This window comes from Roseateles saccharophilus, from assembly GCF_031458095.1.
GTDB lineage: Bacteria > Pseudomonadota > Gammaproteobacteria > Burkholderiales > Burkholderiaceae_C > Pelomonas > Pelomonas saccharophila_A.
Genome location: NZ_JAVDXU010000008.1, coordinates 1 through 23,420, shown reverse-complemented (window position 1 = coordinate 23,420; position 23,420 = coordinate 1). Strand labels below are relative to the sequence as shown.

The following is a 23,420-nucleotide window of genomic DNA, read 5'->3' as shown; positions in this document are numbered from 1 at the left end:
CTGGCCTAGTTCCTGCCGAACAACCCGAGGCGCTGCGCTTCGAGCGCTGCCTCGGCACGCGAGCTCACATTGAGCTTGCGATAGATCTGCTTCACATAGTCGGCAATGGTGTGGCGGCTCAGGCCGAGCTGCACGCCGATCTCCGGCAGCGTGAAGCCCTTGGCCACCCGCAGCAGCACTTCGGTCTCGCGGTCGGTCAGCGACACCTCGTGCAGCAGGGCTTGGGAGCTGGGCTTGGCTTGCGCCGCGAAATAGGCGATGACCTTGCGCGCGATGGACGGCGACAACGGCGGCTCGCCCTGGCTCATGCGCTGCAGCTGTTCGACCAGCAGCTCGCGCGACTGTTCCTTCAGCAGATAGCCGAAGGCGCCGGCCTGCAGGGCGGGGAAGAGGTGCTCGTCGTCGTCATGGATGGTGACGATGACCGACTGCACCTCGGGCTGCTTCTCGCGCAGGGCGGCGATGACCTCGACGCCCGAGCCGTCGGGCAGGCCCAGGTCCAGCAGCGCCAGCGTGAAGCGCTGGCCGTTGACCAGGGCCAGGGCGTCCTGGACGCGCGAGCACTCGGTGATCTGGGCGTTGGCAAACACCTGCTTGACCAGCGCCTTGAGCCAGGCGCGGATCTCCGGGATGTCTTCGAGCAGCAGGATGTGGTTCATGGGGGCCTCGGCAATCTACAGCGGAATCGTCAGACGGATCACAGTACCCCAGCCAGGGCCGGATTCAACCAGGCATTGGCCATGCATCTGCTTGGCGCGTGATTTCATGCTCGCCATCCCGTGGCCTCTGTCCAACCTTCCGTCCAGTTCGGACGGAATGCCCTGGCCGTTGTCCTGGATGGTCAGGATGAAGTCGCCGTCCTGCACCGCGCTCGAAATCGTCGCATGAGTTGCGCCGCTGTGCTTGATGATGTTGGACACCGACTCGCGCAGGATGCGCGTCGTCTGCACATAGGAGCGGGCCTGGAAGGTGTGCTCGATGTCCTCGGCCGGCGACTTCCATTCGGCCAGGATGTTGGCTTGGCCCAGGCGTGAAACGACCTCCGCCCGCCAGTCGCCCAGGGCGTCGATGAGGTGCACCGGCTTGCCGGTCAGGCCGCGCACCGACAGGCGCATCTCCTCCAGCGCCTCGCGGGCCAGCGTGGAGATGCGGTCCGACTCGCTGGTGTGCACGATGGTCAGCAGCTTGGCGCCGAGGTCGTCGTGCAGGTCGGCGGCGATGCGCTTGCGCTCGCGCTCGGTGACCTGTTCTAGCTTCTGCTCGGCCAGCTGGCTGTGGCTGCGCTCGACTTCGGCGATGCGCTCGTTCATGCGCTGCTCGAGTGCCGCGACATGCCGCTCGGCATCCACCCGCGCGTGGGCGACGCTGTTCACCAGCTGCAGGCCCAGGCCCAGCATCAGTACCGGCAGCATCAGGTTCAACCAGGGCGCGGCTGTCGTCCACAGTGATTCGCTGGTCGCGGCCAGCAGCCTCTCGAGGACCAGGGCAGCCATGGTCGGCAGCAGCAGGGCCGCCATCAGCACGAACTCGCGCGACTGGGCCTCGTCGGCACCGGTCTTCAGGCGCTCGCGGCGCAGCCACAGCGCCCAGCCCATGGCGGCCACCAGCTCCAGGCTCAGGACCGCCTGCCAGAGGGCGCCGAGAAAGCCGACCTGGCCGCCCGTCAGCAGCAGGCTGGCCGGCACCACCAGGCACTGGATCAACAGCGCATGGTCGATCCAGCTGCGCTTCCAGTTCATCTGGCGCAGCAGGTACTGGACGCCGCACAGCACCAGCAGGGTCAGCAGCAGCGGCCTCAGCCCGGCCGCGCTGGGGGCGGCGGCGGCGCGCAGCACGACCCAGCTCAGCATCATGCCGATCAGGAAGCTGGCCGGGCGCTCGCGGTGGTGCAGGCTGGAAACCAGACCGACGACGGTGGCCATCAGGGCCAGCATGGCGGCCATCCAGCCACGCAGCGTGGCCGTCCAGTCCGGTCCGGCGAAGGCCTGGGCCTGGGCGGCGGCCGGACAGAGCAGGGTGGCGGACAGCAGCAGGAAAAGGGGCAGGCGCCGAGCCCTGGTGGCCCTCGGCGCGATCGGTGACGTCATGGGGCGGCATTGTGCGTGAGCGCCCGCGGGTCACGGGCCGGGAATGCACCCACGGGGCGCCTCTTTGCACGATGGGCGGCGACAATCCGCGACCACTTTCGTTTCCACCCATCGTGATCCTGCGCTTCACCCTCGAACCGGTCGACAACACGCGCCTGGCCCGCGTCTGCGGCAGCCTGGACGCCCATCTGCGCGAGATCGAGGCGGCCTTCGGCGTGAAGATCACGCGCCGCGACGCCGAGTTCCGCGTCAACGGTGCCAAGGCGGCGGCCGAGCGCGCCCAGGCCCTGTTGGAAGGGCTGTACGAACGCGCCCGGCGGCCCCTGTCGGCCGAGACCCTGCAGCTGGCCCTCGTCGAGGCCAAGGCGCCGCTGGACAAGCCGGCGCCCAAGCCCGGCGAAGAGGGCCCGCTGGTGCTGCGCACCCGCCGCGCCGACCTGTCGGCCCGCACGCCGCGCCAGCATCAGTATCTGCAGCAGATCCTGTCCCACGACATCACCTTCGGCCTCGGCCCCGCCGGCACCGGCAAGACTTTCCTCGCCGTGGCCTGCGCCGTGGACGCGTTGGAGCGCTCGACGGTGCAGCGCATCATCCTCACCCGTCCGGCCGTCGAGGCCGGCGAACGCCTGGGTTTCCTGCCCGGCGACCTGACGCAGAAGGTCGACCCCTATCTGCGCCCCCTCTACGACGCTCTCTACGACCTGCTCGGTTTCGACCGCGTCACCAAGGCCTTTGAGAAGGGGCAGCTGGAGGTCGCGCCGCTGGCCTTCATGCGCGGGCGCACGCTCAACCACGCCTTCGTCATCCTCGACGAGGCCCAGAACACGACGCCCGAGCAGATGAAGATGTTCCTGACCCGCATCGGCTTCGGCAGCCGCTGCGTCGTCACCGGCGACACCAGCCAGATCGACCTGCCGCGCGGCGTGCAGTCTGGCCTCATCGACGCCGAGCATGTGCTGGCCAAGGTCAAGGGCATTGCGATGACGCGCTTCACCAGCGCCGATGTCGTGCGCCATCCGCTGGTGGCCCGCATCGTCGAGGCCTATGAAGCGCGCGCCAAGCGCGAGGCGAGGGAAGCATGAGCAAGCCCGACTTGAGCCTGTCCCTGCAGTTCGCCGATCCGCGCCATCGCGCCCTGCTGCCGCGCCACAAGGTGCAGCGCTTCATCCGCGCGGCGCTGGAGCTGCCCGGCGAGATCGCCGTGCGCATCGTCGACGCCGAGGAGGGCCGCACACTGAACCGCGACTTCCGCGGCAAGGACTACGCCACCAATGTGCTGACCTTCGACTATGCCCACGAGCCCGTCGTCGGCGCCGACCTCGTCATCTGCGCCGAGATCGTGGAGAAGGAGGCCGCCGAGATGGGCATCCCGCTGCTGGACCACTATGCCCACATGCTGGTTCACGGCACCCTGCACGCCCAGGGCTATGACCACGAGGCCGACGACGAGGCCGAGTGCATGGAGGCGCGGGAAACCGAGATCCTGACGGCGCTGGGCTTCCGAGACCCCTACGCGCGCTGAAGGCCCACGGTCCTAGGGGGGCGCCGCTGTGGACAGGCCGGGCGGCCGGCGAGTATGTTTGCGCTTCCGTCGCGATTTGCTCGGGAGCCTCTCATGCTGAAGCTGTTCCGTCTCGCTGCTGCCGCCGGCCTCCTGGCTGCAAGCGCTGCCCAAGCCGTCGTGATCTCCGGGGTGGACATCCCGCTGGGCCAGATCTTTGCGGCCACCCAGACCTACCAGAACGTGCCGCTGGGCATCGGCGACACCCTGGGCGGCTACGGCAAGATCGATTCCATCAACTCGCAGGCCGTCTCCAGCCTGTGCTCGGGCTGCGAGCTGACCTATGTCTTCGGTGGCTACACGGTCGCGTCGGTCAGCTCCAGCGAGATCCGCTTCAGCGGCGGCTGGTTGAAGGTCTATGCCGGTTTCGGTGCCGACAACGACTTCACGACGCTGAATGCCGGCGGCTCGGCAGGCGACCTGGCCGAGGCGAGCAACGGCACGCTGCTGCTGTCGCTGAAGGGCCATGCGGTCGATGCAGCGGGCAACACCTTCGTCGCGACCGGCGTGGGCATCGGCACGACCAGCCCGACGGGCTTCAGCACCGGGCTGATGGACGTCGACACGGCGGCCGGCGGCACGGCCAACACCTACTTCAACACCAATGGCATCGCCGCGGTCTTTGGCGGCGGCGCGGCCGATGTGCAGCTCGGTTCCTCGTTCACGGCGCTGCAGCCCCTCTATCCGGCCGAATGTCCGGGCGGCGGTGCCTGCCTGCGTGGCAGCTCCAACGTCATCGCGACGACGGCCGCCGTGCCCGAGCCCGAGACGGCCGCGCTGCTGCTGGGCGGCTTGGGCGTCATCCTGACCATCGCGCGTCGCCGCCTGCGTTGAGGTCCTGCTAGCGGCTGCTGCTCAGGTAGCGCTTGCGACGGAACAGGAACCACAGCCCCAGCGCCACGGCCACCATCAGCAGGGCGGCATCCCAGAAGCCGTTGGCGTTCTTGATCAGCGGCATCCACTCGAAGTTCATGCCGAAGATGCCGGTGATGAGGTTGAGCGGCAGGAAGATGGCCGTCAGCACCGTCAGCGTGCGCATGATGCTGTTGGTGCGATGGCCCAGGGCGCTGAAGTGCATCTGCACGGCCGACTCGGCCGAGGACTCCAGCCGGCGCACATGGGTCAGCACGCGCTCCACATGCTCCAGCACGTCGCGAGAGCGCACCCGCAGCAGCTCACGCTCGCGCGTGACCTGGGGGTCGCCATCGCTCGGCCATTCGTCCAGCGCGTCTATCCACTCCTGGATGGCGGCGCGCTGGTCTTCGCAGGTGTCTTCCAGCCGATGCAGGGCGTCGCGGCTTTCCAGCAGCAGGGGCCAGTCGTCGAACTCGCTGCTCTGGTCCAGCAGCACGCGCTGCAGGGTGCCGAGCTGGCGGGTCAGCAGACGGCGCAGCTCCAGATAGCTGTCCACCATGTGGTTGACCATGCGCAGCATCAGGTCGGCCGGGCTGGCCGGCAGGCGGGCGCTGCCGCGCGCCGGGGCTTTCTCGCGCCCTTCGATGAGGCGGTCCAGCTTCTGGGCGAAGAACTCGCGCACCTGGCAGTCGGTCGGGTGCACGGTGACCAGCACGCGGTCGAAGACGGCAAAGCCGACCGGGCTGGTGTCGATGGCGCGCAGGGCGCGCTGGGCGGAGGCCAGGGTGCCGTGCTCGTCGTCGACGAAGAGGTCCTGGCTGCCCGGTGCCGCGGCCAGGCGGCGGAACACCAGCATGTCGTACCAGGACGTGTAGTCGAAGTGCGAGGGCAGCTGGTTGTTGATCAGGTCGGAGACATGCAGGTCGACGATATTGCCGCAGCCCCAGCGCGACAGGGCCTGCTGCGCGGCCCCTTCACCGACCTCGAACTCGCGCCGGCCATAGCCCAGCCACAGGAAGCCGCGCTCCGGCAGGGCCTCGGGCAGGGCCGCCAGCTCCTGGAAGCTGTCCGGCAGGATGTGGAAGACCCGCACCGGCTCAGCCCTTCTTCAGCAGCCGGGCGGCGTCCAGCGCGAAATAGCTCAGCACGCCATCGGCACCGGCGCGTTTGAAGGCCAGCAGCGACTCCATCATGACGGCGTCATGGTCCAGCCAGCCATTGGCGGCGGCGGCCTTGACCATGGCGTACTCGCCGCTGACCTGGTAGGCGAAGGTCGGCACGCGGAACTCGTCCTTCACGCGCCGCACGATGTCCAGATAAGGCAGGCCGGGCTTGACCATGACCATGTCGGCCCCCTCGGCCAGGTCCAGGGCCACCTCGCGCAGGGCTTCGTCGCTGTTGCCGGGGTCCATCTGGTAGGTCTTCTTGTCAGCCTTGCCGAGGTTGGCAGCCGATCCGACGGCGTCGCGGAAGGGACCGTAGAAGCTGCTCGCGTATTTGGCGCTGTAGGCCATGATGCGCGTGTGAATATGGCCGGCGGCCTCGAGCGCCTGGCGGATGGCGCCGATGCGGCCATCCATCATGTCGCTGGGCGCGACGATGTCGACGCCGGCCTCGGCCTGCACCAGGGCCTGGCGGGCCAGGATCTCCACTGTCGTGTCATTGATGATGTAGCCGGTCTCGTCGATGACGCCGTCCTGGCCGTGGCTGGTGAAGGGGTCCAGGGCCACGTCGGTCAGCAGGCCGAGCTGGGGGAAATGTTTTTTTACCTCGCGCACCGCGCGCGGCACAAGGCCGTTCGGGTTCAGTGCTTCGGCCCCGTCGGGCGTCTTCAGCGATGCATCGATGACGGGGAAGAGGGCGATGACGGGAACGCCCAGCTCGACGCATTGCTCGGCCGTGCGCAACAAATGATCGAGGCTCTGACGCGACACGCCCGGCATGGACGCCACGGCGTCCAGGCGGTTCTCTCCCTCATGGATGAAAACCGGCAGGATGAGGTCGCTGGCGCTGAGCGAATGCTCGCGCACCAGGGCGCGCGTGAAGGCGTCGCGGCGCAGGCGGCGCGGGCGCGCCGCGGGGAAGGCGGAGGAGGGAAAAACAGAGCGTGCCAATTCGAATCCTCAGGCTGCGGGGGGTGCGGCCCGGCGCGTGATGGTTGACACATCCAGACGTCATTTATTCCTGACGTCACCGCTCAAGCGCGCTAAACTGGTTCTCGAATGATAGCCGCAAGGTGGTCATTCCCTGCTTTTCCTCCCTGAGCAGGAGCCTTAGCGTGATGACAGCGATAAGGCTTTCTCGGCCCCGGTCTTGAACCGGGGCTTTTTTTATCGGTCACGCAACATGCGTCTTGCGATGCAAGCCGCTCGGCGCTGAAGCGCCGGGGTCCTTCGGCCCCATGTTGCGAAGCCCGATGGAGCCTTGGCGGGCTCGCCCCACCTGAAGGCTCCGGCGACTGCCCATAATGCCCGGATGCTCTGGGTCAAAGCCTTTCACATCGTCTTCGTCGCCGCCTGGTTTGCCGGCCTGTTCTATCTGCCGCGCATCTTCGTCAACCTGGCCATGGTGCCGGCCGACAGCCATGCCGAGCGTGAGCGCCTGCTGCTGATGGCGCACAAGCTGCACCGCTTCACGAGCATCCTGATGGGCGTGGCCCTGCTGCTCGGCCTGTGGGTCTGGCTGGGCTTTGGCGCCGGGCGTTTTGCCGGCAGCTACTGGCTGCATGCCAAGCTGCTGTTCGTCGTCGGCGTCATCGGCTATCACCACATGAACCGCCGCCTGCTGCGCAGCTTCGAGGAGCTGTCCAACAAGCGCAGCCACCGCTGGTTCCGCGTCTACAACGAGACGGTCGTGCTGCTCTTTGCGGCCATCGTCATCCTGGTGACCGTCAAGCCCTTCTGAGGCAAGGAAGTGCGTCGCCGCCAAAGCTCCGCGACCTGGCTGCTGCTGGCCCATATGGGCCTGGTCATCTACGCCAGCCTCTATCCCTTCTGGCCTTGGCGCTGGCCGCCGGGCATGGGCCTGCCCTGGCTGTTCAGCCTGCCCTGGCCGGGACGCTTCTGGGCCTTCGACGTCGAGGCCAACCTGATCGGCTATATCCCGCTGGGCCTGCTCGGCTTCGCGGCGGCGATGCGCTCCGGCTGGGGCCTTCGTGGTGGACTGCTGCTGGGCCTGCTGCCGGGGCCGCTGCTGTCCTTTGCGATGGAGTCCCTGCAGTTTTTCGTGCCGGGTCGGGTGCCTTCGCTGTCGGACTGGACTCTGAATTCCGTGGGTAGCACGCTGGGTGCGGTCCTGGGCCTGGTGCTCAGTGCGCTGGGTGGCCTGGAGCGCTGGGAGGATGTGCGCGACCACTGGTTCGGCGCCAGCAGCGCGCCGGCCCTGGCCCTGCTGCTGTTGTGGCCGCTGGCCCTGCTGTATCCGACGCCTCTGCCCTTCGGCCTCGGCCAATGGCTGCCCTGGTGGCGCGAACTGCTGCTGGACGCCCTGACCGGCACCCCCTGGGCGCTGAACTGGGGCGACGCCGTCACCATCGAGCATGAACTGCCGCCGGGCCTGGAGGCGTTGGCGATCGCGCTGGGCCTGCTCGCGCCGGTGCTGCTGATGATCACCGTCGCCCGCCCCGGCCTGCGCCGCCTGGCCCTGGCCGGTGGCGCCGTGCTGCTGGGCCTGCTCGGCACGGCGACGTCGACGGCCATGGCCTTCGGGCCCGATCACGCCTGGGCCTGGCTCAGCGACGCGACGCGGCCCGGCGTTGGCCTGGGCGTCATGCTGGCCCTGTTGGCCTGCCTGTTGCCATCGCGCGTCGCCGCGGCGCTGGGCCTGTTCGTGCTGTGCGCGCTGATCGGCCTCATCAGCATCGCGCCCAGCGACCCTTATCTGACGCTGAACATGCAGGCCTGGGAGCATGGCCGCTTCGTCAACCTTTACGGGCTGACGCGCTGGGTGGCCTGGACATGGCCTTTCGTTGCACTCCTGTGGCTTGCCGCCCGCCTCGTGCAGAAACCCCAATGAGACAATCGCCGGTGATGAGTTACTACGAGCGCCACGTCTTCTTCTGCCTGAACCAGCGCACCAATGGCGAGGCCAGTTGCGCCGACCATGACGCGCAAGCCGGCTTCGATCACTGCAAGTCCCGCGTCAAGCAGCTAGGCCTGGCCGGCAAGGGCGGCGTGCGGGTCAACAAGGCGGGTTGCCTGGACCGCTGTGCCGGTGGCCCGGTCGCCGTCGTCTACCCCGAGGCCGTCTGGTATTCCTGGGTCGACCAGAGCGACATCGACGAGATCGTCGAAAGCCATCTGCGCGATGGCCAGGTCGTCCAGCGCCTGGTGCTGCCGGATTCTGTCGGCCGATGAACGCCCAGACCGAGAAGCGCCTCGTCCCTGGCCCGGCCGGCCAGATCGAGGTGGCCATCGACCTGCCACCCGACGGCACCACGCTGTTGGGTACGGCCCTGATCTGCCATCCCAACCCGACCCAGGGCGGGACCATGGACAACAAGGTCGTGCAGACCCTGGCGCGTGCCTTCATCCAGCTCGGCTGGCGCGCGGTGCGCTTCAACTTCCGCGGCATCGGGCAATCGCAAGGCGGCTGGGACGAAGGCCGCGGCGAGGTCGATGACGCGATCGCCGTGCTCGAGGCCGTGCGCCCCCCTGGCGAGGCGCTGATCCTGTCGGGCTTTTCCTTTGGCGGCTATGTCGCCTCGCGGGCTGCTCAGCGCATCACCGAGCCGGCCCAGCGCCTCGTCCTCGTCGGCCCCGCGACCAGCCGCTTCGACACCGCCCCCGTGCCGGCCGACACCGTGGTCATCCACGGCGAGGTCGATGACGTGGTGCCCCTCCAGGCCGTGCTCGACTGGGCGCGCCCGCAGAGCCTGCCCGTCATTGTCGTGCCCGGCGTGGGCCATTTCTTCCACGGGCAGCTGCCACTGCTGAAGTCCTTGGTGGTGCGTGCCTTCGACCCGGCGCGCGCCTGATCCGATTCGATGAAACGACTGCTTGCTTGCCTCTTTGCCGCGCTGTCCCTGACCGCCCAGGCCCAGGCGCCCCAGCCGCCCGAACTCGCCGCCCGCAACTATGTGCTGATCGACCTGACCACGCACAAGACCCTGGCCGAGCGCGACGCCGACACGGCCCAGGACCCGGCCTCGCTGACCAAGCTGATGACGGCCTATGTCGTCTTCGGTGCGCTGAAGGACAAGAAGCTGACGCTGGAGCAGACCCTGCCGGTGTCCAAGCGCGCCTGGGACGAGCGCAAGGGCGATCCCTCGCTGATGTTCATCGACACGACGATGACGCCCAAGGTCGATGAGCTGCTGCATGGCCTCATCATCCAGAGCGGCAACGACGCCGCCGTGGTCCTGGCCGAAGGCGCGGCCGGTTCGGTCGAGAACTTCGTGCAGCTGATGAACCGCCAGGCCCAGGCCTGGGGCCTGAAGAACACCGAGTTCAAGAACGTGACCGGCACGAGCGAGCCCGGCCACAAGAGCAGCGCCCGCGACATCGCGACGGTGGCCGCCCACATCATCACGGACTTCCCCGAGTACTACGCCTACTACTCGCAGCGCGACTACACCTACAACAAGATCCGCCAGGACAACCGCAACCTGCTGCTGCGCCGCGACCCGACCGTGGACGGCATGAAGACCGGCTACACCGAGGCCGCCGGCTACTGCCTGGTGGCCAGCGCCAATCGCGAGTTTCCCAATGGCAAGCGCCGCCTGCTGTCCGTCGTCATGGGCACGACCTCCAGGGAAGCCCGTGCCAACGAAAGCCAGAAGCTGCTGAACTGGGGCTACACGGCCTATGACGCGGTCAAGATCTTCGACGCCGGCAAGGCCATCGCCACCGTGCCGGTCTGGAAGGGCGAAGCCAAGGAAGCCAAGCTCGGTGCCGCTGACGCCATCTACGTTGCCGTGCCGCATGGCGATGCCACCAAGCTGCAGACCCAGGTCGAGCGCACCGACCCGCTGGTCGCGCCACTGAACAAGGGGCAGCGCGTCGGCACCCTGCGCGTGACGACAGCTGCGGGCACGCCGGTGGCCGAAGTGCCGCTGGTCGTGCAGGAAGCCGTGCCAGGCTCCGGCCTGCTCGGCCGAGCCTGGGACTCCCTGCGCCTTTGGATCAAGTGAGGTCGCCCCGATGAACCTGCCGCCCGACATCCCGCCCGAGCAATCGCTGATCGAGTACCCCTCGCAGTTCCCGATCAAGGTCATGGGCGCCCATGTCGAGGGCTTCGTCGAGGCCATCGCCCATGTGGCGCGCCAGTTCGACCCGGCCTTCGACGCCTCCACCATCGAGCAACGCCCGAGCAAGGGTGGCAACTACCTGGGCCTGACCATCACCATCACGGCCACCAGCCGCGAGCAGCTCGACGAGATCTACCGTACCCTGACCACGCACCCGATGGTCAAGGTCGTGCTCTGATCAGCTCGACGCCTCCGCGTCCCGCATTGCCTTGAGCTTGGCCTTGGCCGCGTCGTCGCCGTTCTTCGCGGCGACGTCGTACCAGTAGCGCGCCAGCCGCGCATCCGACTCCACGCCCGATCCGGTCTCGAACATCGACGCGACGATGTACTGGGCGCCGACATCGCCGGCCTTGGCCGCTTCCAGATACCAGCGATGGGCCTGGGCGAGGTCTTGCGCCCGGCCGCGGCCGAGGTAGTAGCAGGTCGCGGTGGCCAGGGCGCCGTCGCCATTGCCCTGCTCGGCGGCACGCTCGAACCAGCCGCAGGCGGCTTTCGGGTCGGGCTTGCCGTGGCGGCCTTGCTCGATCATCTCGCCCAGCGCGTTCTCGGCCAGGGCCAGCTTCTGGGCCGCCGCGCGCTGCAGCAGCTGCCAGGCCTTGGCGTCGCTGGCGCCGGGCAGTTCCTTGCGCAGATTCATCATCGCCAGATTGAACTGACCCAGCGGCTCGCCGCGTTGGGCCGAATCGGCAAAGCCCTTGGCCGCGGTCTTCAAGTCGCCCTCGTCATAGGCGGTCAAGGCATCGGACAGGGACGCGGCTTGAGCCAGCGAGGCGGCGAGCAGGAGAGCAGCAATCAGTGGAGTCTTCATCGGGTCCAGTCGACTTGGGCAAGCGAAGGCTTACAGCGCCTGCCTATGATGCCTGCATGATCGTCAAGACCCTCGGGCGGGTCGATTACCTGCCCACGCTGGAGGCCATGCGCGCCTTCACGGCGGCGCGCGATGCCGACACGCCCGACGAGCTCTGGCTGTGTGAGCATCCGCCCACTTTCACGCAAGGCCTGGCCGGCAAGCCCGAGCATCTGCTGGGCCCGGGCGACATCCCCGTCGTCGCCACCGAGCGCGGCGGCCAGGTGACCTATCACGGCCCCGGCCAGGTGACGGCCTACCCGCTCGTCGATCTGCGGCGCCTCGGCATCTTCGTCAAGGAATACGTCTTCCGCCTGGAGACGGCCATCATCCAGACCCTGGACGGCTATGGCGTGACCGGCCTGCGCGTCGGCGGCGCGCCGGGCATCTATGTGCGCCCCGGCGACCCTGGCGCCCACGCGGCGCTGACCGGTCCCATCCAGGGGTTCAGCGGCCTGGCCAAGATCGCCGCCCTGGGCATCAAGGTCAGCCGCCACTGCACCTATCACGGCCTCGCGCTGAACGTGGCCATGGACCTGGAACCCTTTCTCCGCATCAACCCTTGCGGATACGAAGGCCTGGAAACCACGTCTCTCGATAAAATCGGGGTTTTCACCGACTGGCCGACCGCGGCCGGCCGGCTCGCCGAGCGACTCTCGGCCCAATTGCAGCCTTGACGGCCCGACCATGTCCGACACGACGACCTACGACCCGACGATCAAGCAAAAGGCCGAGGCCAAGACGTCCCGCATCCCGATCAAGATCGTGCCGGCCGAGGTGCTGAAGAAGCCCGACTGGATCCGCGTCAAGGCCGGCTCGCCGACCACCCGCTTCTACGAGATCAAGCAGATCCTGCGCGAGCACAAGCTGCACACCGTCTGCGAGGAAGCCAGCTGCCCGAACATCGGCGAATGCTTCGGCAAGGGCACGGCCACCTTCATGATCATGGGTGACAAGTGCACCCGCCGCTGCCCCTTCTGCGACGTCGGCCACGGCCGGCCCGACCCGCTGGACGTCGATGAGCCGCTGAATCTGGCCAAGACGATTGCGGCGCTCAAGCTGAAGTACGTCGTCATCACCAGCGTCGACCGTGACGACCTCAAGGACGGTGGCGCCGGCCACTTCGCCGAGTGCATCACCAAGGTTCGCGAGCTGAGCCCGACGACGCAGATCGAGGTGCTGGTGCCCGACTTCCGTGGCCGTGCCGACCGCGCGCTCAACATCCTGAAGGCCGCGCCGCCTGACGTGATGAACCACAACCTCGAGACCGCGCCGCGCCTGTACAAGGAAGCGCGCCCGGGCTCGGACTACGAGTTCAGCCTCAACCTGCTGAAGCGCTTCAAGGAAGAAGTGCCGGGCGTGCCGACCAAGAGCGGCATCATGGTCGGCCTGGGCGAGACCGACGACGAGATCCGCCAGGTCATGCGCGACATGCGGGCGCACAACATCGACATGATCACCATCGGTCAGTACCTGGCGCCGTCCGGCCATCACCTGCCGGTGCGCCGCTATGTGACGCCGGACGCCTTCAAGCAATTCGAGAAGGAAGCCTATGAGCTGGGCTTCACGCACGCGGCCGTCGGCGCGATGGTGCGCTCCAGCTACCACGCGGACGAGCAGGCCCACGCGGCATTGAACCCGACCGCAGCCTGATCAGGACCGCTGCGGCCGCGGCTGCGGCGCCATCGGTGGCGGCTCTGGCGCGTCGTTCAGGCGCAGGAACTTGAAGCCGGCGAGCCGCGGCTTGTTCTGCCCGGCTTGGCGCGCATCGCGCTCGGCCATGCGGGCGATGAAACCCTGCAGCGTCTCCTCGCGAACTTGCGGTTCGGCCGAATGCAGCAGATGCCGCGAGCCGTCAGCGCCGGTGACGATGAGGCCGACATGCGAGGCCCAGGCTTCGCCAGCGCGGCTGGAGATGATGTTGACGAAGTCACCGTCCTGCAGCTGGGCCTCGATGGCGGCCACGTCCTGCTTGGCGACGTAGACATCGTCGAAGTTCTGCACCGGGATGTCGCGCTGGATCTTGAACTGCTTCTTCAGAAAGGCCTGGCGGTCGATGCGCTGGTGGTAGGCCTGGGTGGGCGCGCCCAGCGCGGCGGTCACGTCCTGCACCAGCCAGCGATTGGCCAGGTTCCAGTCGGCCTCGGTGTAGTGGTTGCGCGTGGCCACGCCGATGATGCCGTCGCGGTAGCGGATGCGCTGCAGCACCCAGAAGAACTCCGCCCAGGACGCGCTCAGCGCCATTGCGTAGGTGTGCTCGGCAAAGACGACGCAGTCGCTCTTGCTCAGGTCGAACAGCGGCTGGGCGTCATAGGTCTCGTAGGGGAATTCGCCGAGCAGGAAGAGCTCGTAGGGCTGGCCGATGTTCTTGCGCGCCAGGGCCGCGACGCGCTGGCGCAGGCTCGGCTGGTCCAGCTGCTCGAAGGCCAGGAAGCGGCCGACCTCGGCCGGCTGCATCTTGTACAGGGGCTTGTTGAGCAGACTGGCCAGCTCGGTGGCGTCCAGGCCGACCTTGCGGGCCGATTCCAGCTGCGTCGCCGTCGGTTCGATGCGCGCCGGCTCGGGCAGCGGCAGCGGCTGATGGGCACAGGCCGCGAGCAGTAGCGGCAGGGAGAGGGCGACAAGAGTCTTGTGCATTGCGCCAGTGTCTATCCGCCGCCCGTGCTCCGCTCATGAGAGCTTGTGGGGCGGTCATAACGTCAGGGTTGCTCGGCCCGCGCCTGCAGGGCTTCGATCAGCACGCGGGTCTTGCGTGGCGGCTGGCGGGCGGCCGGGTAGAGGGCATGGATGCCGCCCTCGGGCAGGCACCAGCCAGGCAGCAGGGCGACAAGGCGGCCGGCGGCGAGGTCGTCGGCGACGAGATAGTCGGGCAGCACGCACAGGCCGCCGCCGGCGAGGGCCGCGCTGCGAACGGCCGAGGCGGTGTTCATGGCCAGGGCGACCTGGAAGCGCACGGTCTGCTCGGCTTCGCCGGCGGCGCTGAAAGTGAAGCTCAAGGGCTGGGCCAACACGGACAGCGCGACAAAGGGCAGCGTGGCCAGGTCCTCGGGCCGCGCGGGCGCCGGCCGGCCTGCCAGCAGGTCCGGGCTGGCGACGATGCACTTGCCGAAGCGGCCGACGCGCGTGCCACGCAGCTCCGAGTCGGCCAGCTCGCCGATGCGCACGGCTACGTCGATCTGCTCGGCGACCAGATCCAGCGGCCGGTCCACGGCCAGCACTTCGATCTGCAACTCGGCGTGGCGCTGCCGCAGCGCGACGGCGACGGGCGCCAGCACGCGCTCGGCATAGTCCACCGGCGCCGTCACGCGCAGCCGCCCGCGCGGTGCGGCCGTGTCGCCGGCGGCTGCGGCAATGGCCGCTTCGGCGTCGGCCACGATCTGGCGGGTGGATTCGTAGAAGCCTTCGCCGGCTTCGGTCAGGCGCAGGGAGCGCGTCGTGCGCAGCAGCAGGCTGGCGCCGACCTCGCGCTCCAGGCGCTGCATATGGGCGCTGACCATGGTCGTCGCGATGCCCAGGCGCCGCGCTGCCGCGCTCAGCGAGCCGGCTTCGACAACGGCGACGAAGACGGCCAGGCGGTTCAGATTGACGTCGGCGAGAGTGCTGATGGCGGATCTTCCATTGAAAGTGGAAAGTCTTTGCAGGATAGCGCGGCTACCGGCGGGCGTGTCCGGCTCTTACTCTGGAGGCATCGCCAAGGAGAACTCTCGTGACCCCAGCCATCTTCCACCGCAACATCAAGGTCAACGGCCTCAACGTTTTCTACCGCGAGGCCGGCCCGGCCGACGCGCCGACGCTTTTGCTGCTGCACGGCTTCCCGTCGTCGTCGCGCCAATACGTGAAGCTGATGGAGGCCCTGGCCGACCGCTATCACCTCGTAGCACCCGACTACCCGGGCTTCGGCCTCAGCGATGCGCCAGCGGCGACCGAGTTCGCCTACAGCTTCGACAGCCTGACCGACGTGGTCGAAGGCTTCTGCCAGGCCCTGGGCCTGGACCGCTTCGTCGCCTATCTGTTCGACTTCGGCGCCCCCGTCGGCCTGCGCTTGGCCGAACGCCACCCGGAGTGGGTGGCTGGCCTCGTCATCCAGAACGGCAATGCCTACGAGGAAGGGCTGAGCCCCATGGCCCGCGACTTGGTCGCGCTGCGGCCCGGCCGGCCCGGCGCCGAGGAGGCCGTCATGGGCATCCTGACGGCCGAGGTCACCCGCATGCAGTACCTGGGCGGCACGCGCGAGCCCGAGCGCATCGCCCCCGAGGGCTGGCTGCTCGACCAGCACTTCCTGGACCTGCCCGGCCGCAAGGCCATCCAGGTCGACCTGGCCCTGGACTACCACCGCAATGTCGAGCGCTATCCGGCCTGGCAGGCCTGGCTGCGCCAGCACCGGCCGCCGGCGCTTGTCGTCTGGGGGCGCAACGACGCCTTCTTCCCGGCGGCGGGCGCCGAGGCCTATCTGCGCGACCTGCCCGAAGCCGAGCTGCATCTGCTCGACACCGGGCACTTCGCCTTGGAGGAAGAGGTCGACTTCATCGCGGCCCGCATGGCCGCCTTCGTCGACGGGCTCAGGCTTCGGCCAGCAGCTGCTCGATGAGGCCGTGCAGGGCGGCGAAGTCGGGTTCGCCGACAAAGCGCTTGACGATCTCGCCGCGCTTGTTGATGAGGAAGGTCGTCGGCGTCATCTGCACCGAGCCGAAGGCCTGGGCGACGCTGCCGGTGTTGTCGATGGCCACGCCAAAGGGCAGCTTGCGCGTTTCGGCGTATTTGGCGACGAAGGCCGGCGGGTCGTAGCTCATGGCCACGGCGACGGTGTCCAGGCCGCGGGCCTTGAACTTGTCGTGGGTGGCGATGATCTGCGGCATCTCCTTCACGCAGGTCGCGCAGCTGGTGGCCCAGAAGTTGACCAGCATGACCTTGCCGTGCCAGTCCTTCGAACTGGCCTTCTGGCCATTCAGCAGCACATAGTCGACGGCGGGCGCCTGCTCGCGGGCGCAGCCCGTCAACGCGGCGGCGCAAATCAGGGCACAGGCAAGGGCGCGGCGGGACAACATGGAGCGGATTCTAGAGAAGCCGCTAAACCCTCTTGGCCAGCTCGAACATCAGCAGCGAGGGCAGGGCGTCGGGCAGGTGGCGGCGCGAGATGCGGGCCACGCCGTCGCCGGTGGCGGTGGACAGCTGGGTGCGGTGCTCGCCGTCGAACATCTCGACGAAGGCGAAGTCGGGCGCGTCACGCATGACGCCGGCAATGAGCTGCAGCAGGGGTTCGCTCATCTGCGCCGCGTCGAACAGCATGGCGTGGGGCAGGCCTTCGCGGCAGAACTGTTCGGCCTCGGCCACGCTGCCGACCACGTCCACCAGCATGCCCATATGGCGCACGGCGGCTTGCGCCTCGGCGCGCATCTCGCGGTGGGCCGACACGATGAGCAGCTGGCAACCGGCCAGCGGACGCGAATTGCCGCCCATGCGTTCGGCCTCGGCCTCCAGCCGGGCGCTCGTGCTGTCCGGTGGCGGCGCTTCGTCCGGGGCGAGCTGGTTGAATTCCAGCGTCAGCAGCGTGATGCCGGCCTCCTGCTCGCGCAACGGCAGCACGCCCAGGGTGATGGCCGTCTGTTCCAGCAGGCGCCAGGCCAGCGAGTCCAGCCCCGGCGTCGGCGCATGCGGGTCGGCGTCTTCGCCCAGCAGCTCCAGCGAGCGGTGCGCGAAGCGGCAGCTCAGCCGCGCCTTGACCGGCCAGGGCGTCAGGTCCAGGCGCAGGTCGACGGAGGAATGCGTATTGGCCAGGGCCCAGTCCATCAGCGCGTTCAGCAGGCCGAAGAGCAGGGCGCCGTCGGCCCAGATCTCGACCGGCTTGAGCGACTGGCGCACCTGCACGCCGCGGGCCTGGGTCTCGCGGCTACGCTGGGCGAGCACGCTGCGCAGCATCTGCGTGAGGTGCTGGCGCTCGCGGTTCAGGCGCAGGCGGCCCGAGGCCAGGCGGGACAGCTGCTGGCCCAGCATGCCGGCCGTGCGGGCGTCGTCCACACTGCGGCGCAGCAGGCGCAGGCCGCGGCGGTCGATCTGGCCGGTGGTGGCGAGGTTCTGAATCTGCTCCAGCGCCGCACTCAGCGGCCCGGCGATCTCGGCGCCCAGCTGCTGGACGATGTCCGCCCACTGGACCGGCGTCGGCTCAGGCGTGACATCGTTGGCGGCATTGATTGGCGCTGAAGAGGGCGGTGTGGACATGACCCGGTGGCTGCGGACCCGAGGCGGATGGTTCTAGGTGGTCGGCCCACCTCGGTGCGTGAGCGCATGCTGCGGACAGGACGGTGCCACCTCCATCCCGCAGCCAGGGGGAAACCCTTGGGTTGGGGGTGGGTTAGCCCTCACGCAATGACACCGTTGTTACGCCAGCCTGTGATTTCTTCCGCAGAACAGCCCGCTTCACGCAGCAACTCGTCGCTGTGCTGGCCCAACAGCGGCGGTGCGTGGCGGTAGGTCACGGGCGTGGCCGACAGCTTCATGGGACTGGCGATGAGGCGCAGGTCGGGGGTCAAGGGGTGGGGCATGGGAACCACGGCACCGCGAGCCTGCGCCTGCGGGTCGGCCAGCGCCTCACCAATAGAGTTGATCGAGCCGCAGGGCACCTTGGCGGCCTCCAGGGCGGCCAGCCAGTCGTTGCGGGGGCGTTGGCGGATGGCTTCTTCCAGCTGCGGCACGAGGACGGCGCGGTTGCGCACACGCTCCGAGTTGGTGGCGAAGCGCGGGTCGGTGGCCCAGTCGGGCCGGCCGGCGATGTCGCAGAACTTGGCGAACTGGCGGTCGTTGCCGACAGCCAGGATCAGATGGCCGTCGCTGGCTTCGAAGACCTGGTAGGGCACGATGTTCTGGTGGGCATTACCCATGCGACCGGGCGCCTTGCCGCTGCAAAGGTAGTTGCTGCCCAGGTTGGCCAGCATGGCGAGCTGGGTGTCCAGCAGGGCCATGTCGATGAGCTGGCCCTGGCCGGTGGCGTCGCGGTGGCGCAGGGCGGCCAGGATGGCGACGGTGGCATACATGCCGGTGAAGAGATCGGACACGGCCACGCCCACCTTCTGCGGCCCGCCGCCGGGCAGGTCATCGCGCTCGCCGGTCACGCTCATCAGCCCGCCCATGCCTTGCACGGCGTAGTCGTAGCCGGCGCGTTCGGCATAAGGCCCGGTCTGGCCGAAGCCGGTGATGGAGCAGATGACGAGGCCGGGGTGTTCGGCCAGCAGGCTCTGGGCGTCCAGGCCGTATCGGGCCAGGTCGCCGACCTTGAAGTTTTCGACGAGCACGTCCACCTGGCCGGCCAGCTTGCGCACGATGGCCTGGCCCTCGGGCTTGGACAGGTCCACGGCCAGGGAGCGCTTGTTGCGGTTGGCGCCGAGGAAATAGGCTGCCTCGGTGGTGTCGTGGCCGTCGGCGTCCTTCAGATAGGGCGGGCCCCAGGCGCGGGTGTCGTCACCGCTGCCGGGGCGCTCGATCTTGATGACGTCGGCGCCGAGGTCGGCCAGGGTCTGGGTGCACCAGGGGCCGGCCAGCACGCGGGACAGGTCCAGCACGCGCACGCCGGAAAGGGCCTGGGGGACTTGAGAAGAGGGCATTTCTTGCATTGCGGAATTGTCCTCGCGCCGCTGCCGATAATTCGGCCATGCCCTGCCGTACCACCGCCGGATTTGCCCTAATGCTGCTGCTGGTAGCTTGCCAGCCGGCCTTGAACTGGCGCGAGGCCCGGCCGGCCGGGTCGGGCGCCGTCGCCCTGTTTCCCTGCAAGCCCGAGATCGACCAGCGCCAAGACAAGGGCCTGGCCCAGTGCGAGGCGGCGGGCAAGCGCTTTGCGCTGTCCTGGGCCGACCTGCCCGACCCCACCCAGCTCAGCGCGGCCCTGAAGGCCATGCCCCAATCCCTCGCGACCAAGTTGGGCCAGCCCCTGCCGCCGGCCCAGGCGCTGCAAGTGCCGGGCATGACACCGCTGCCAGAGGCGGCCGAATACCGGCTGGCTGCTACCGCCGGTGTGGCGCGAGTGGCCGTCTTCGCCCACGGTGGGCGCGTCTATCAGGCGGTGATGACGGCGGACGCAGACGATGTTGCCGCATGGGAGAGCTTTCGCGCCGGACTGGCCATCGAGGCCGCCCGCTAACATGCCGTCATGCCCAATCTGCTCGTGATTGCCCACGCGCCGCTGGCCTCCGCGCTGCGGCAGGTGGCCGAGCACACCTTTCCCGACTGCGCGCCGACGCTGGCGGTGCTGGATGTCGACACCGCTATGTATGCGGAGGACGTCGAAACCGCCGCCCGCGCCTTGATGGCCAAGGCCGATCAGCCCGAATGGCTGGTGCTAACCGACGTCTTCGGCGCCACGCCCAGCAATGGCGCCCAGCGTCTGGCGGGCGAGCAGGTCCAGGTGCTCAGCGGTGTCAGCGTGCCCATGCTGTGGCGCACCCTCTGCTATGCCAGCCAGAAACCTTTGACCGAGTTGGCCAGGCGCGCCATGCAGGGCGCCATCACCGGCATCGTCGCCACGCCTCCCTTGCCCCCCGACGAATGATCAAGTCCACCCTCACCATCAGCAACAAGCTGGGTCTTCACGCGCGCGCCTCCGCCAAGCTGACCAAGCTGGCCGGCAGCTTCAAGTGCGAGGTCTATATGAGCCGCAACGGCCGGCGCGTGAACGCCAAGAGCATCATGGGCGTCATGATGCTGGCCGCGGGCATCGGCGCAACCGTCGAGCTGGAGACCGATGGCGAGGACGAGCAGGCCGCCCAGGACCAGATCACCGCCCTCGTCAACGACAAGTTCGGCGAAGGTCAGTGAGCTGATCAGGCACCGGCCAGGCGGCGAAAGCGCGCCGGCAGGTCGGCCGTGCGCAGCAGCAGCGGCAGGTCGGCGGTGTTGAAGTCGGGATCCCAGGCGGGCTCGCCCATCAGCTTGGCACCGCAGCGCAGATAGCCGCGGATCAGGGCTGGCGGCTCCACCACCAGGTCCTGGCGCAGATGCTCGATGGGCAGCGGCAGGCGTGGGCGCACCCGGCAGTCGATGGGCGCGAGGTGCTCGGCGGCGATCTGCTTCCACAGGCTGGCCGCGAAATGGCCGCCGTCGCGCATGCTGACGCTGGCGCAGCCGATGACGGTGTCCAGGCCATTGCGGGCCATGAATTCGGCCAGCGCGCCCCACAGCGCAATGATGGCGCCACCGCTGCGGTGGTCGGCGTGCACGCAGGAGCGGCCGATCTCGGCGACGCGGGAGCGCAGATTGCGCAATCGGGTGAGATCGAACTCGGTGTCGCTGTACAGGCCGCCGGCGCGCTTGGCGGCAGAAGGCGTCAGCACGCGGTAGGTGCCGACGACGGGGCCGGGCTCACCGTCTTCGCCGCCGGCGCGCACGAGCACATGCTCGCAATAGGCGTCGAAGAGGTCGATGTCCAGTCCGGCCGGAGCATCCTTGGGTGTGGGCGGGCGGGCGCCCATCTCGACGGCGAAGACCTGGTAGCGCAGCGCCTGGGCTTCGCGCACCTCGGCCTCGCTGCACGCCCAGCTGACGCTGAGGCGGGTGGAGGAAGTGGAGCGCTCAGAGCGCTGCGTGGGGGCATGCGGCAGCGCATGCGACAGGATCAGACTGCGGTTCATGGCCCGCCATGCTGGGCCGGCGTTTTGACGCTGAGGTGAAGCCCTTATGAAAAAACCATGACGCGAAGGCCTTGCGGCTCAGGCTACATTGGGGATTGATCTGCGGAGGGTGCTGATGAGTTTCCAGGTGTTCGGCATTGCGGTCTCACGCGGCGTCGCTATCGGGCGGGCCGTGCTGGTCGCTTCCAGCCGCGTCGACGTGGCCCACTACTTTGTGGCGCCCAGCGAGGTCCAGCCGGAAATCGAGCGCCTGTTGCGGGCGCGCGATGCTGTCGTGCAAGAGCTGGAGACACTGAAGGCCGAACTTCCCGACGACGCGCCGCACGAGTTGGCCGCCTTGCTGGACGTCCACCTGATGCTGCTGCACGACGAGGCCCTGACCGGCAGCGCCAGCCAGTGGATCATCGACCGCCACTACAACGCCGAATGGGCGCTGTCCGCCCAGCTCGAAGTGCTGGCCCGCCAGTTCGACGAGATGGAGGACGACTATCTGCGCGAACGCAAGGCCGACCTGGAACAGGTCGTCGAACGCGTGCTGCGCGCGCTGGCCGAGGAGCAGGGGGACACGCCCACGCCCGTTACGCCGCGCGACTTCGGCGGCGAGGACCCCCTGCTGCTGGTGGCCGCCGACATCGCGCCGGCCGACATGATCCAGTTCAAGCGCAGCGTCTTCCGCGGCTTCATCACCGACATCGGCGGCAAGACCTCGCACACCGCCATCGTCGCCCGCAGCATGGACATTCCGGCGGTGGTAGGGACGCGGGAGGCCTCGCGCCTCATCATGCAGGACGACTGGGTCATCATCGACGGCGATGCCGGCACCGTCATCGTCAACCCGTCACCCATCGTGCTGGAGGAATACCGCTTCCGGCAGCGCCAGAGCGAGCTGGAGCGCGCGCGCCTGGCCCGGCTGCGCCACACGCCGGCCGTCACGCTTGACGGCGAGCACATCGAGTTGCACGCCAACATCGAGATGCCGGCCGATGCGGAAGCCGCCGTCGAGTCGGGAGCCACGGGCGTGGGCCTGTTCCGCAGTGAATTCCTCTTCATGAACCGAGATGGCGAGCTGCCGAGCGAAGAGGAGCAGTTCGTCGCCTACAAGGCGGCGGTCGAGGCGATGAAGGGCATGCCGGTCACCATCCGCACGGTGGACGTTGGTGCCGACAAGCCGCTGGACCGGCTGACCGTGAACGAGCTGCGCCACGAGCATGTGCTCAATCCCGCCATGGGCCTGCGCGCCATCCGCTGGAGCCTGGCCGAGCCCAGCATGTTCCGCCAGCAGTTGCGCGCCATCTATAGAGCGAGCGCCTATGGCAAGGTCAGGCTGCTGATTCCGATGGTGGCCCATCTCAGCGAGGTGAGGGCAATTGTTGAGACCGTCAAGAAGGTTCAACAGCAGCTGACCGACGCCGGCCATGCCTACACGCGGGTGGAACTGGGCGTCATGATCGAAATTCCGGCAGCGGCCGTCATGCTGCCGCTGTTGCTGCGGCATGTGGATTTCGTCTCCATCGGCACCAATGACCTGATCCAGTACACCCTGGCCATCGACCGTGCTGACGAGGCCGTCGCCCATCTGTACGACCCCTGGCATCCAGCGGTGCTGCAGTTGATCAGTCAGTCCATCGCCCAGGCGCGTGCGGCGGGCAAGGGGGTCAGCGTCTGCGGCGAGATGGCGGGGGATCCCGTCTTCACAGAGTTGTTGCTGGCCATGGGTCTGCGCAGCTTCTCCATGCATCCCTCGCAGATTCCTGCCGTCAAGCAGCGCGTCCTGCGTGCGGATGCGCAGCGGCTGGCTGCGGCACTACCTTCCATCTTGGACAGCGACGACCCACAGGCGGCGGCTGAAAAGGAATTGGTTGGAGCCCGAGGCGCAGTGGCTGTTCATTGATCAGCGCAGATGCGCGTCTCGTGGCGGCAGCGAGCCCAGGACGGGCGTAGATAGAAATAGCTCTCGGAGCGGCAGCAGTCGGATATGAAATCGAGGGGCTGTGCCGGGTCTGGTCCAACCGGATCCTCATATGCAAGGCGGCGCGGCGTTGTGTGGCTCCTTGCGCGGTGAGGGGCGAAGCGCCAATGACATCAAATCGTCATCAGGCTTGCGAAACCAAAAAAACCTGTGCTACAGTCGTGGGCTTCGCTGATCACAACGCAGCGCTTGTCGGGAACGGCAGTTAGCGGTGAGGTGATTGGAGAAGTCGGGTTC

The 23,420-nt window shown here is 68.1% G+C and carries 27 protein-coding genes; 16 read left to right on the top strand and 11 right to left on the bottom strand.

The genetic code is table 11. The features are described 5' to 3' along the window. Positions 1–5: 5 nt before the first annotated feature. A complete protein-coding gene (locus tag J2X20_RS28810) occupies positions 6–659 on the bottom strand; it encodes a response regulator transcription factor (protein WP_310273110.1) in 654 nt (217 codons plus the stop codon). Positions 660–674: 15 nt separating this feature from the next. After that, positions 675–2,087, bottom strand: a complete 1,413-nt coding sequence (locus tag J2X20_RS28805) for a sensor histidine kinase (protein ID WP_310273109.1) — start codon at positions 2,085–2,087, stop codon at positions 675–677. A gap of 113 nt (positions 2,088–2,200) precedes the next feature. Here J2X20_RS28805 and J2X20_RS28800 point away from each other — a divergent pair, with 113 nt between their 5' ends. The 3 genes from J2X20_RS28800 (at position 2,201) to J2X20_RS28790 (ending at position 4,482) form a co-directional block, all read left to right on the top strand. Further along, positions 2,201–3,169, top strand: a complete 969-nt coding sequence (locus J2X20_RS28800; RefSeq protein WP_310273108.1) for a PhoH family protein — start codon at positions 2,201–2,203, stop codon at positions 3,167–3,169. Continuing rightward, complete coding sequence (ybeY, locus tag J2X20_RS28795; RefSeq protein ID WP_310273107.1) at positions 3,166–3,609, top strand: rRNA maturation RNase YbeY; 444 nt, start codon at positions 3,166–3,168, stop codon at positions 3,607–3,609. Before J2X20_RS28800 ends, ybeY begins: the two co-directional genes overlap by 4 nt. A gap of 93 nt (positions 3,610–3,702) precedes the next feature. Continuing rightward, positions 3,703–4,482 (top strand): PEP-CTERM sorting domain-containing protein, encoded by a 780-nt coding sequence (locus J2X20_RS28790; protein WP_310273105.1) that lies wholly within the window; start codon positions 3,703–3,705, stop codon positions 4,480–4,482. A gap of 7 nt (positions 4,483–4,489) precedes the next feature. Here the strand turns inward: J2X20_RS28790 and J2X20_RS28785 are convergent, their stop codons facing one another. Beyond that, entirely contained in the window at positions 4,490–5,596 is a 1,107-nt protein-coding gene (locus J2X20_RS28785; protein ID WP_310273104.1) for a magnesium transporter CorA family protein, read from the bottom strand. Positions 5,597–5,600: 4 nt separating this feature from the next. Further along, complete coding sequence (gene hemB, locus J2X20_RS28780; RefSeq protein WP_310273103.1) at positions 5,601–6,617, bottom strand: porphobilinogen synthase; 1,017 nt, start codon at positions 6,615–6,617, stop codon at positions 5,601–5,603. 361 nt (positions 6,618–6,978) lie between these two features. Here hemB and J2X20_RS28775 point away from each other — a divergent pair, with 361 nt between their 5' ends. The 6 genes from J2X20_RS28775 to J2X20_RS28750 are packed head-to-tail and all read left to right on the top strand — an operon-like array spanning position 6,979 to position 10,928. Then, positions 6,979–7,407: a CopD family protein gene (locus tag J2X20_RS28775; protein ID WP_310273101.1), complete on the top strand. Its 429-nt coding sequence runs from the start codon at positions 6,979–6,981 to the stop codon at positions 7,405–7,407. Positions 7,408–7,416: 9 nt separating this feature from the next. Continuing rightward, the gene (locus J2X20_RS28770; protein WP_310273099.1) at positions 7,417–8,517 is read left to right on the top strand and encodes a VanZ family protein; all 1,101 of its coding nucleotides are present in this window, start codon (positions 7,417–7,419) and stop codon (positions 8,515–8,517) included. A 14-nt stretch (positions 8,518–8,531) separates the two neighbouring features. After that, on the top strand, positions 8,532–8,858 hold the full coding sequence (locus tag J2X20_RS28765) for a (2Fe-2S) ferredoxin domain-containing protein (protein WP_310273097.1): 327 nt from the start codon (positions 8,532–8,534) through the stop codon (positions 8,856–8,858). Further along, positions 8,855–9,478 (top strand): alpha/beta hydrolase, encoded by a 624-nt coding sequence (locus J2X20_RS28760; protein ID WP_310273095.1) that lies wholly within the window; start codon positions 8,855–8,857, stop codon positions 9,476–9,478. The genes J2X20_RS28765 and J2X20_RS28760 overlap by 4 nt, the downstream gene beginning before the upstream one ends. A 9-nt stretch (positions 9,479–9,487) precedes the next feature. Continuing rightward, on the top strand, positions 9,488–10,633 hold the full coding sequence (locus tag J2X20_RS28755; protein ID WP_310273093.1) for a D-alanyl-D-alanine carboxypeptidase family protein: 1,146 nt from the start codon (positions 9,488–9,490) through the stop codon (positions 10,631–10,633). Positions 10,634–10,643: 10 nt separating this feature from the next. Next, a complete protein-coding gene (locus J2X20_RS28750) occupies positions 10,644–10,928 on the top strand; it encodes a DUF493 family protein (RefSeq protein ID WP_310273090.1) in 285 nt (94 codons plus the stop codon). Here J2X20_RS28750 and J2X20_RS28745 read toward each other — a convergent pair whose 3' ends face one another. Next, the gene (locus tag J2X20_RS28745) at positions 10,929–11,558 is read right to left on the bottom strand and encodes a tetratricopeptide repeat protein (protein WP_310273088.1); all 630 of its coding nucleotides are present in this window, start codon (positions 11,556–11,558) and stop codon (positions 10,929–10,931) included. It abuts the gene before it with no gap. Positions 11,559–11,614: 56 nt separating this feature from the next. Here J2X20_RS28745 and lipB point away from each other — a divergent pair, with 56 nt between their 5' ends. Together lipB and lipA are read left to right on the top strand one after the other, a co-directional pair. Then, the gene (gene lipB / locus J2X20_RS28740) at positions 11,615–12,274 is read left to right on the top strand and encodes a lipoyl(octanoyl) transferase LipB (RefSeq protein WP_310273084.1); all 660 of its coding nucleotides are present in this window, start codon (positions 11,615–11,617) and stop codon (positions 12,272–12,274) included. A gap of 10 nt (positions 12,275–12,284) precedes the next feature. Then, on the top strand, positions 12,285–13,250 hold the full coding sequence (gene lipA, locus J2X20_RS28735) for a lipoyl synthase (RefSeq protein ID WP_310273082.1): 966 nt from the start codon (positions 12,285–12,287) through the stop codon (positions 13,248–13,250). Here the strand turns inward: lipA and J2X20_RS28730 are convergent, their stop codons facing one another. Both J2X20_RS28730 and J2X20_RS28725 read right to left on the bottom strand, forming a co-directional pair. Further along, positions 13,251–14,234 (bottom strand): N-acetylmuramoyl-L-alanine amidase-like domain-containing protein, encoded by a 984-nt coding sequence (locus tag J2X20_RS28730; protein WP_310273080.1) that lies wholly within the window; start codon positions 14,232–14,234, stop codon positions 13,251–13,253. It lies immediately after the preceding gene. A 62-nt stretch (positions 14,235–14,296) separates the two neighbouring features. Next, on the bottom strand, positions 14,297–15,202 hold the full coding sequence (locus J2X20_RS28725; protein WP_310273197.1) for a LysR family transcriptional regulator: 906 nt from the start codon (positions 15,200–15,202) through the stop codon (positions 14,297–14,299). 101 nt (positions 15,203–15,303) lie between these two features. On the opposite strand from J2X20_RS28725, the gene J2X20_RS28720 reads away from it, so the two are divergent. After that, positions 15,304–16,185: an alpha/beta fold hydrolase gene (locus J2X20_RS28720; protein WP_310273079.1), complete on the top strand. Its 882-nt coding sequence runs from the start codon at positions 15,304–15,306 to the stop codon at positions 16,183–16,185. On the opposite strand, the gene J2X20_RS28715 is transcribed toward J2X20_RS28720, so the two are convergent. The 3 genes from J2X20_RS28715 to J2X20_RS28705 all read right to left on the bottom strand — a co-directional run bounded on the left by J2X20_RS28715 (position 16,157) and on the right by J2X20_RS28705 (position 19,192). Beyond that, positions 16,157–16,642: a TlpA family protein disulfide reductase gene (locus tag J2X20_RS28715; RefSeq protein ID WP_310273077.1), complete on the bottom strand. Its 486-nt coding sequence runs from the start codon at positions 16,640–16,642 to the stop codon at positions 16,157–16,159. The two genes, J2X20_RS28720 and J2X20_RS28715, sit on opposite strands and share 29 nt — an antisense overlap. 22 nt (positions 16,643–16,664) lie before the next feature. Next, entirely contained in the window at positions 16,665–17,813 is a 1,149-nt protein-coding gene (locus J2X20_RS28710) for a hypothetical protein (RefSeq protein ID WP_310273075.1), read from the bottom strand. Between the two features lie 140 nt (positions 17,814–17,953). Then, entirely contained in the window at positions 17,954–19,192 is a 1,239-nt protein-coding gene (locus tag J2X20_RS28705) for a CaiB/BaiF CoA transferase family protein (protein WP_310273074.1), read from the bottom strand. A 47-nt stretch (positions 19,193–19,239) separates the two neighbouring features. On the opposite strand from J2X20_RS28705, the gene J2X20_RS28700 reads away from it, so the two are divergent. From J2X20_RS28700 to J2X20_RS28690, 3 genes are read left to right on the top strand one after another with little or no spacing between them, the layout of a single operon-like run. After that, positions 19,240–19,728, top strand: coding sequence for a hypothetical protein (locus tag J2X20_RS28700; protein ID WP_310273072.1), 489 nt, complete (start codon positions 19,240–19,242; stop codon positions 19,726–19,728). A 9-nt stretch (positions 19,729–19,737) separates the two neighbouring features. Continuing rightward, positions 19,738–20,136, top strand: coding sequence for a PTS sugar transporter subunit IIA (locus tag J2X20_RS28695; protein ID WP_310273070.1), 399 nt, complete (start codon positions 19,738–19,740; stop codon positions 20,134–20,136). Beyond that, positions 20,133–20,402, top strand: coding sequence for an HPr family phosphocarrier protein (locus J2X20_RS28690; protein WP_056194300.1), 270 nt, complete (start codon positions 20,133–20,135; stop codon positions 20,400–20,402). The genes J2X20_RS28695 and J2X20_RS28690 overlap by 4 nt, the downstream gene beginning before the upstream one ends. Before the next feature lie 5 nt (positions 20,403–20,407). Here J2X20_RS28690 and J2X20_RS28685 read toward each other — a convergent pair whose 3' ends face one another. Beyond that, positions 20,408–21,214 (bottom strand): GNAT family N-acetyltransferase, encoded by an 807-nt coding sequence (locus tag J2X20_RS28685; protein WP_310273065.1) that lies wholly within the window; start codon positions 21,212–21,214, stop codon positions 20,408–20,410. Positions 21,215–21,329: 115 nt separating this feature from the next. On the opposite strand from J2X20_RS28685, the gene ptsP reads away from it, so the two are divergent. After that, positions 21,330–23,105: a phosphoenolpyruvate--protein phosphotransferase gene (ptsP, locus tag J2X20_RS28680; protein WP_310273062.1), complete on the top strand. Its 1,776-nt coding sequence runs from the start codon at positions 21,330–21,332 to the stop codon at positions 23,103–23,105. Positions 23,106–23,420: the final 315 nt, after the last annotated feature.

Bases quoted from the DNA above. Each gene is read 5' to 3' on its own strand.
- J2X20_RS28810 (WP_310273110.1), bottom strand. From the start codon at position 659: ATGAACCACATCCTGCTGCTCGAAGACATCCCGGAGATCCGCGCCTGG.
- J2X20_RS28805 (WP_310273109.1), bottom strand. From the start codon at position 2,087: ATGACGTCACCGATCGCGCCGAGGGCCACCAGGGCTCGGCGCCTGCCC.
- ybeY (WP_310273107.1), top strand. From the start codon at position 3,166: ATGAGCAAGCCCGACTTGAGCCTGTCCCTGCAGTTCGCCGATCCGCGC.
- J2X20_RS28790 (WP_310273105.1), top strand. From the start codon at position 3,703: ATGCTGAAGCTGTTCCGTCTCGCTGCTGCCGCCGGCCTCCTGGCTGCA.
- J2X20_RS28775 (WP_310273101.1), top strand. From the start codon at position 6,979: ATGCTCTGGGTCAAAGCCTTTCACATCGTCTTCGTCGCCGCCTGGTTT.
- J2X20_RS28765 (WP_310273097.1), top strand. From the start codon at position 8,532: ATGAGTTACTACGAGCGCCACGTCTTCTTCTGCCTGAACCAGCGCACC.
- J2X20_RS28760 (WP_310273095.1), top strand. From the start codon at position 8,855: ATGAACGCCCAGACCGAGAAGCGCCTCGTCCCTGGCCCGGCCGGCCAG.
- J2X20_RS28755 (WP_310273093.1), top strand. From the start codon at position 9,488: ATGAAACGACTGCTTGCTTGCCTCTTTGCCGCGCTGTCCCTGACCGCC.
- J2X20_RS28750 (WP_310273090.1), top strand. From the start codon at position 10,644: ATGAACCTGCCGCCCGACATCCCGCCCGAGCAATCGCTGATCGAGTAC.
- J2X20_RS28745 (WP_310273088.1), bottom strand. From the start codon at position 11,558: ATGAAGACTCCACTGATTGCTGCTCTCCTGCTCGCCGCCTCGCTGGCT.
- lipB (WP_310273084.1), top strand. From the start codon at position 11,615: ATGATCGTCAAGACCCTCGGGCGGGTCGATTACCTGCCCACGCTGGAG.
- lipA (WP_310273082.1), top strand. From the start codon at position 12,285: ATGTCCGACACGACGACCTACGACCCGACGATCAAGCAAAAGGCCGAG.
- J2X20_RS28730 (WP_310273080.1), bottom strand. From the start codon at position 14,234: ATGCACAAGACTCTTGTCGCCCTCTCCCTGCCGCTACTGCTCGCGGCC.
- J2X20_RS28715 (WP_310273077.1), bottom strand. From the start codon at position 16,642: ATGTTGTCCCGCCGCGCCCTTGCCTGTGCCCTGATTTGCGCCGCCGCG.
- J2X20_RS28710 (WP_310273075.1), bottom strand. From the start codon at position 17,813: ATGTCCACACCGCCCTCTTCAGCGCCAATCAATGCCGCCAACGATGTC.
- J2X20_RS28705 (WP_310273074.1), bottom strand. From the start codon at position 19,192: ATGCCCTCTTCTCAAGTCCCCCAGGCCCTTTCCGGCGTGCGCGTGCTG.
- J2X20_RS28700 (WP_310273072.1), top strand. From the start codon at position 19,240: ATGCCCTGCCGTACCACCGCCGGATTTGCCCTAATGCTGCTGCTGGTA.
- J2X20_RS28695 (WP_310273070.1), top strand. From the start codon at position 19,738: ATGCCCAATCTGCTCGTGATTGCCCACGCGCCGCTGGCCTCCGCGCTG.
- J2X20_RS28690 (WP_056194300.1), top strand. From the start codon at position 20,133: ATGATCAAGTCCACCCTCACCATCAGCAACAAGCTGGGTCTTCACGCG.
- J2X20_RS28685 (WP_310273065.1), bottom strand. From the start codon at position 21,214: ATGAACCGCAGTCTGATCCTGTCGCATGCGCTGCCGCATGCCCCCACG.
- ptsP (WP_310273062.1), top strand. From the start codon at position 21,330: ATGAGTTTCCAGGTGTTCGGCATTGCGGTCTCACGCGGCGTCGCTATC.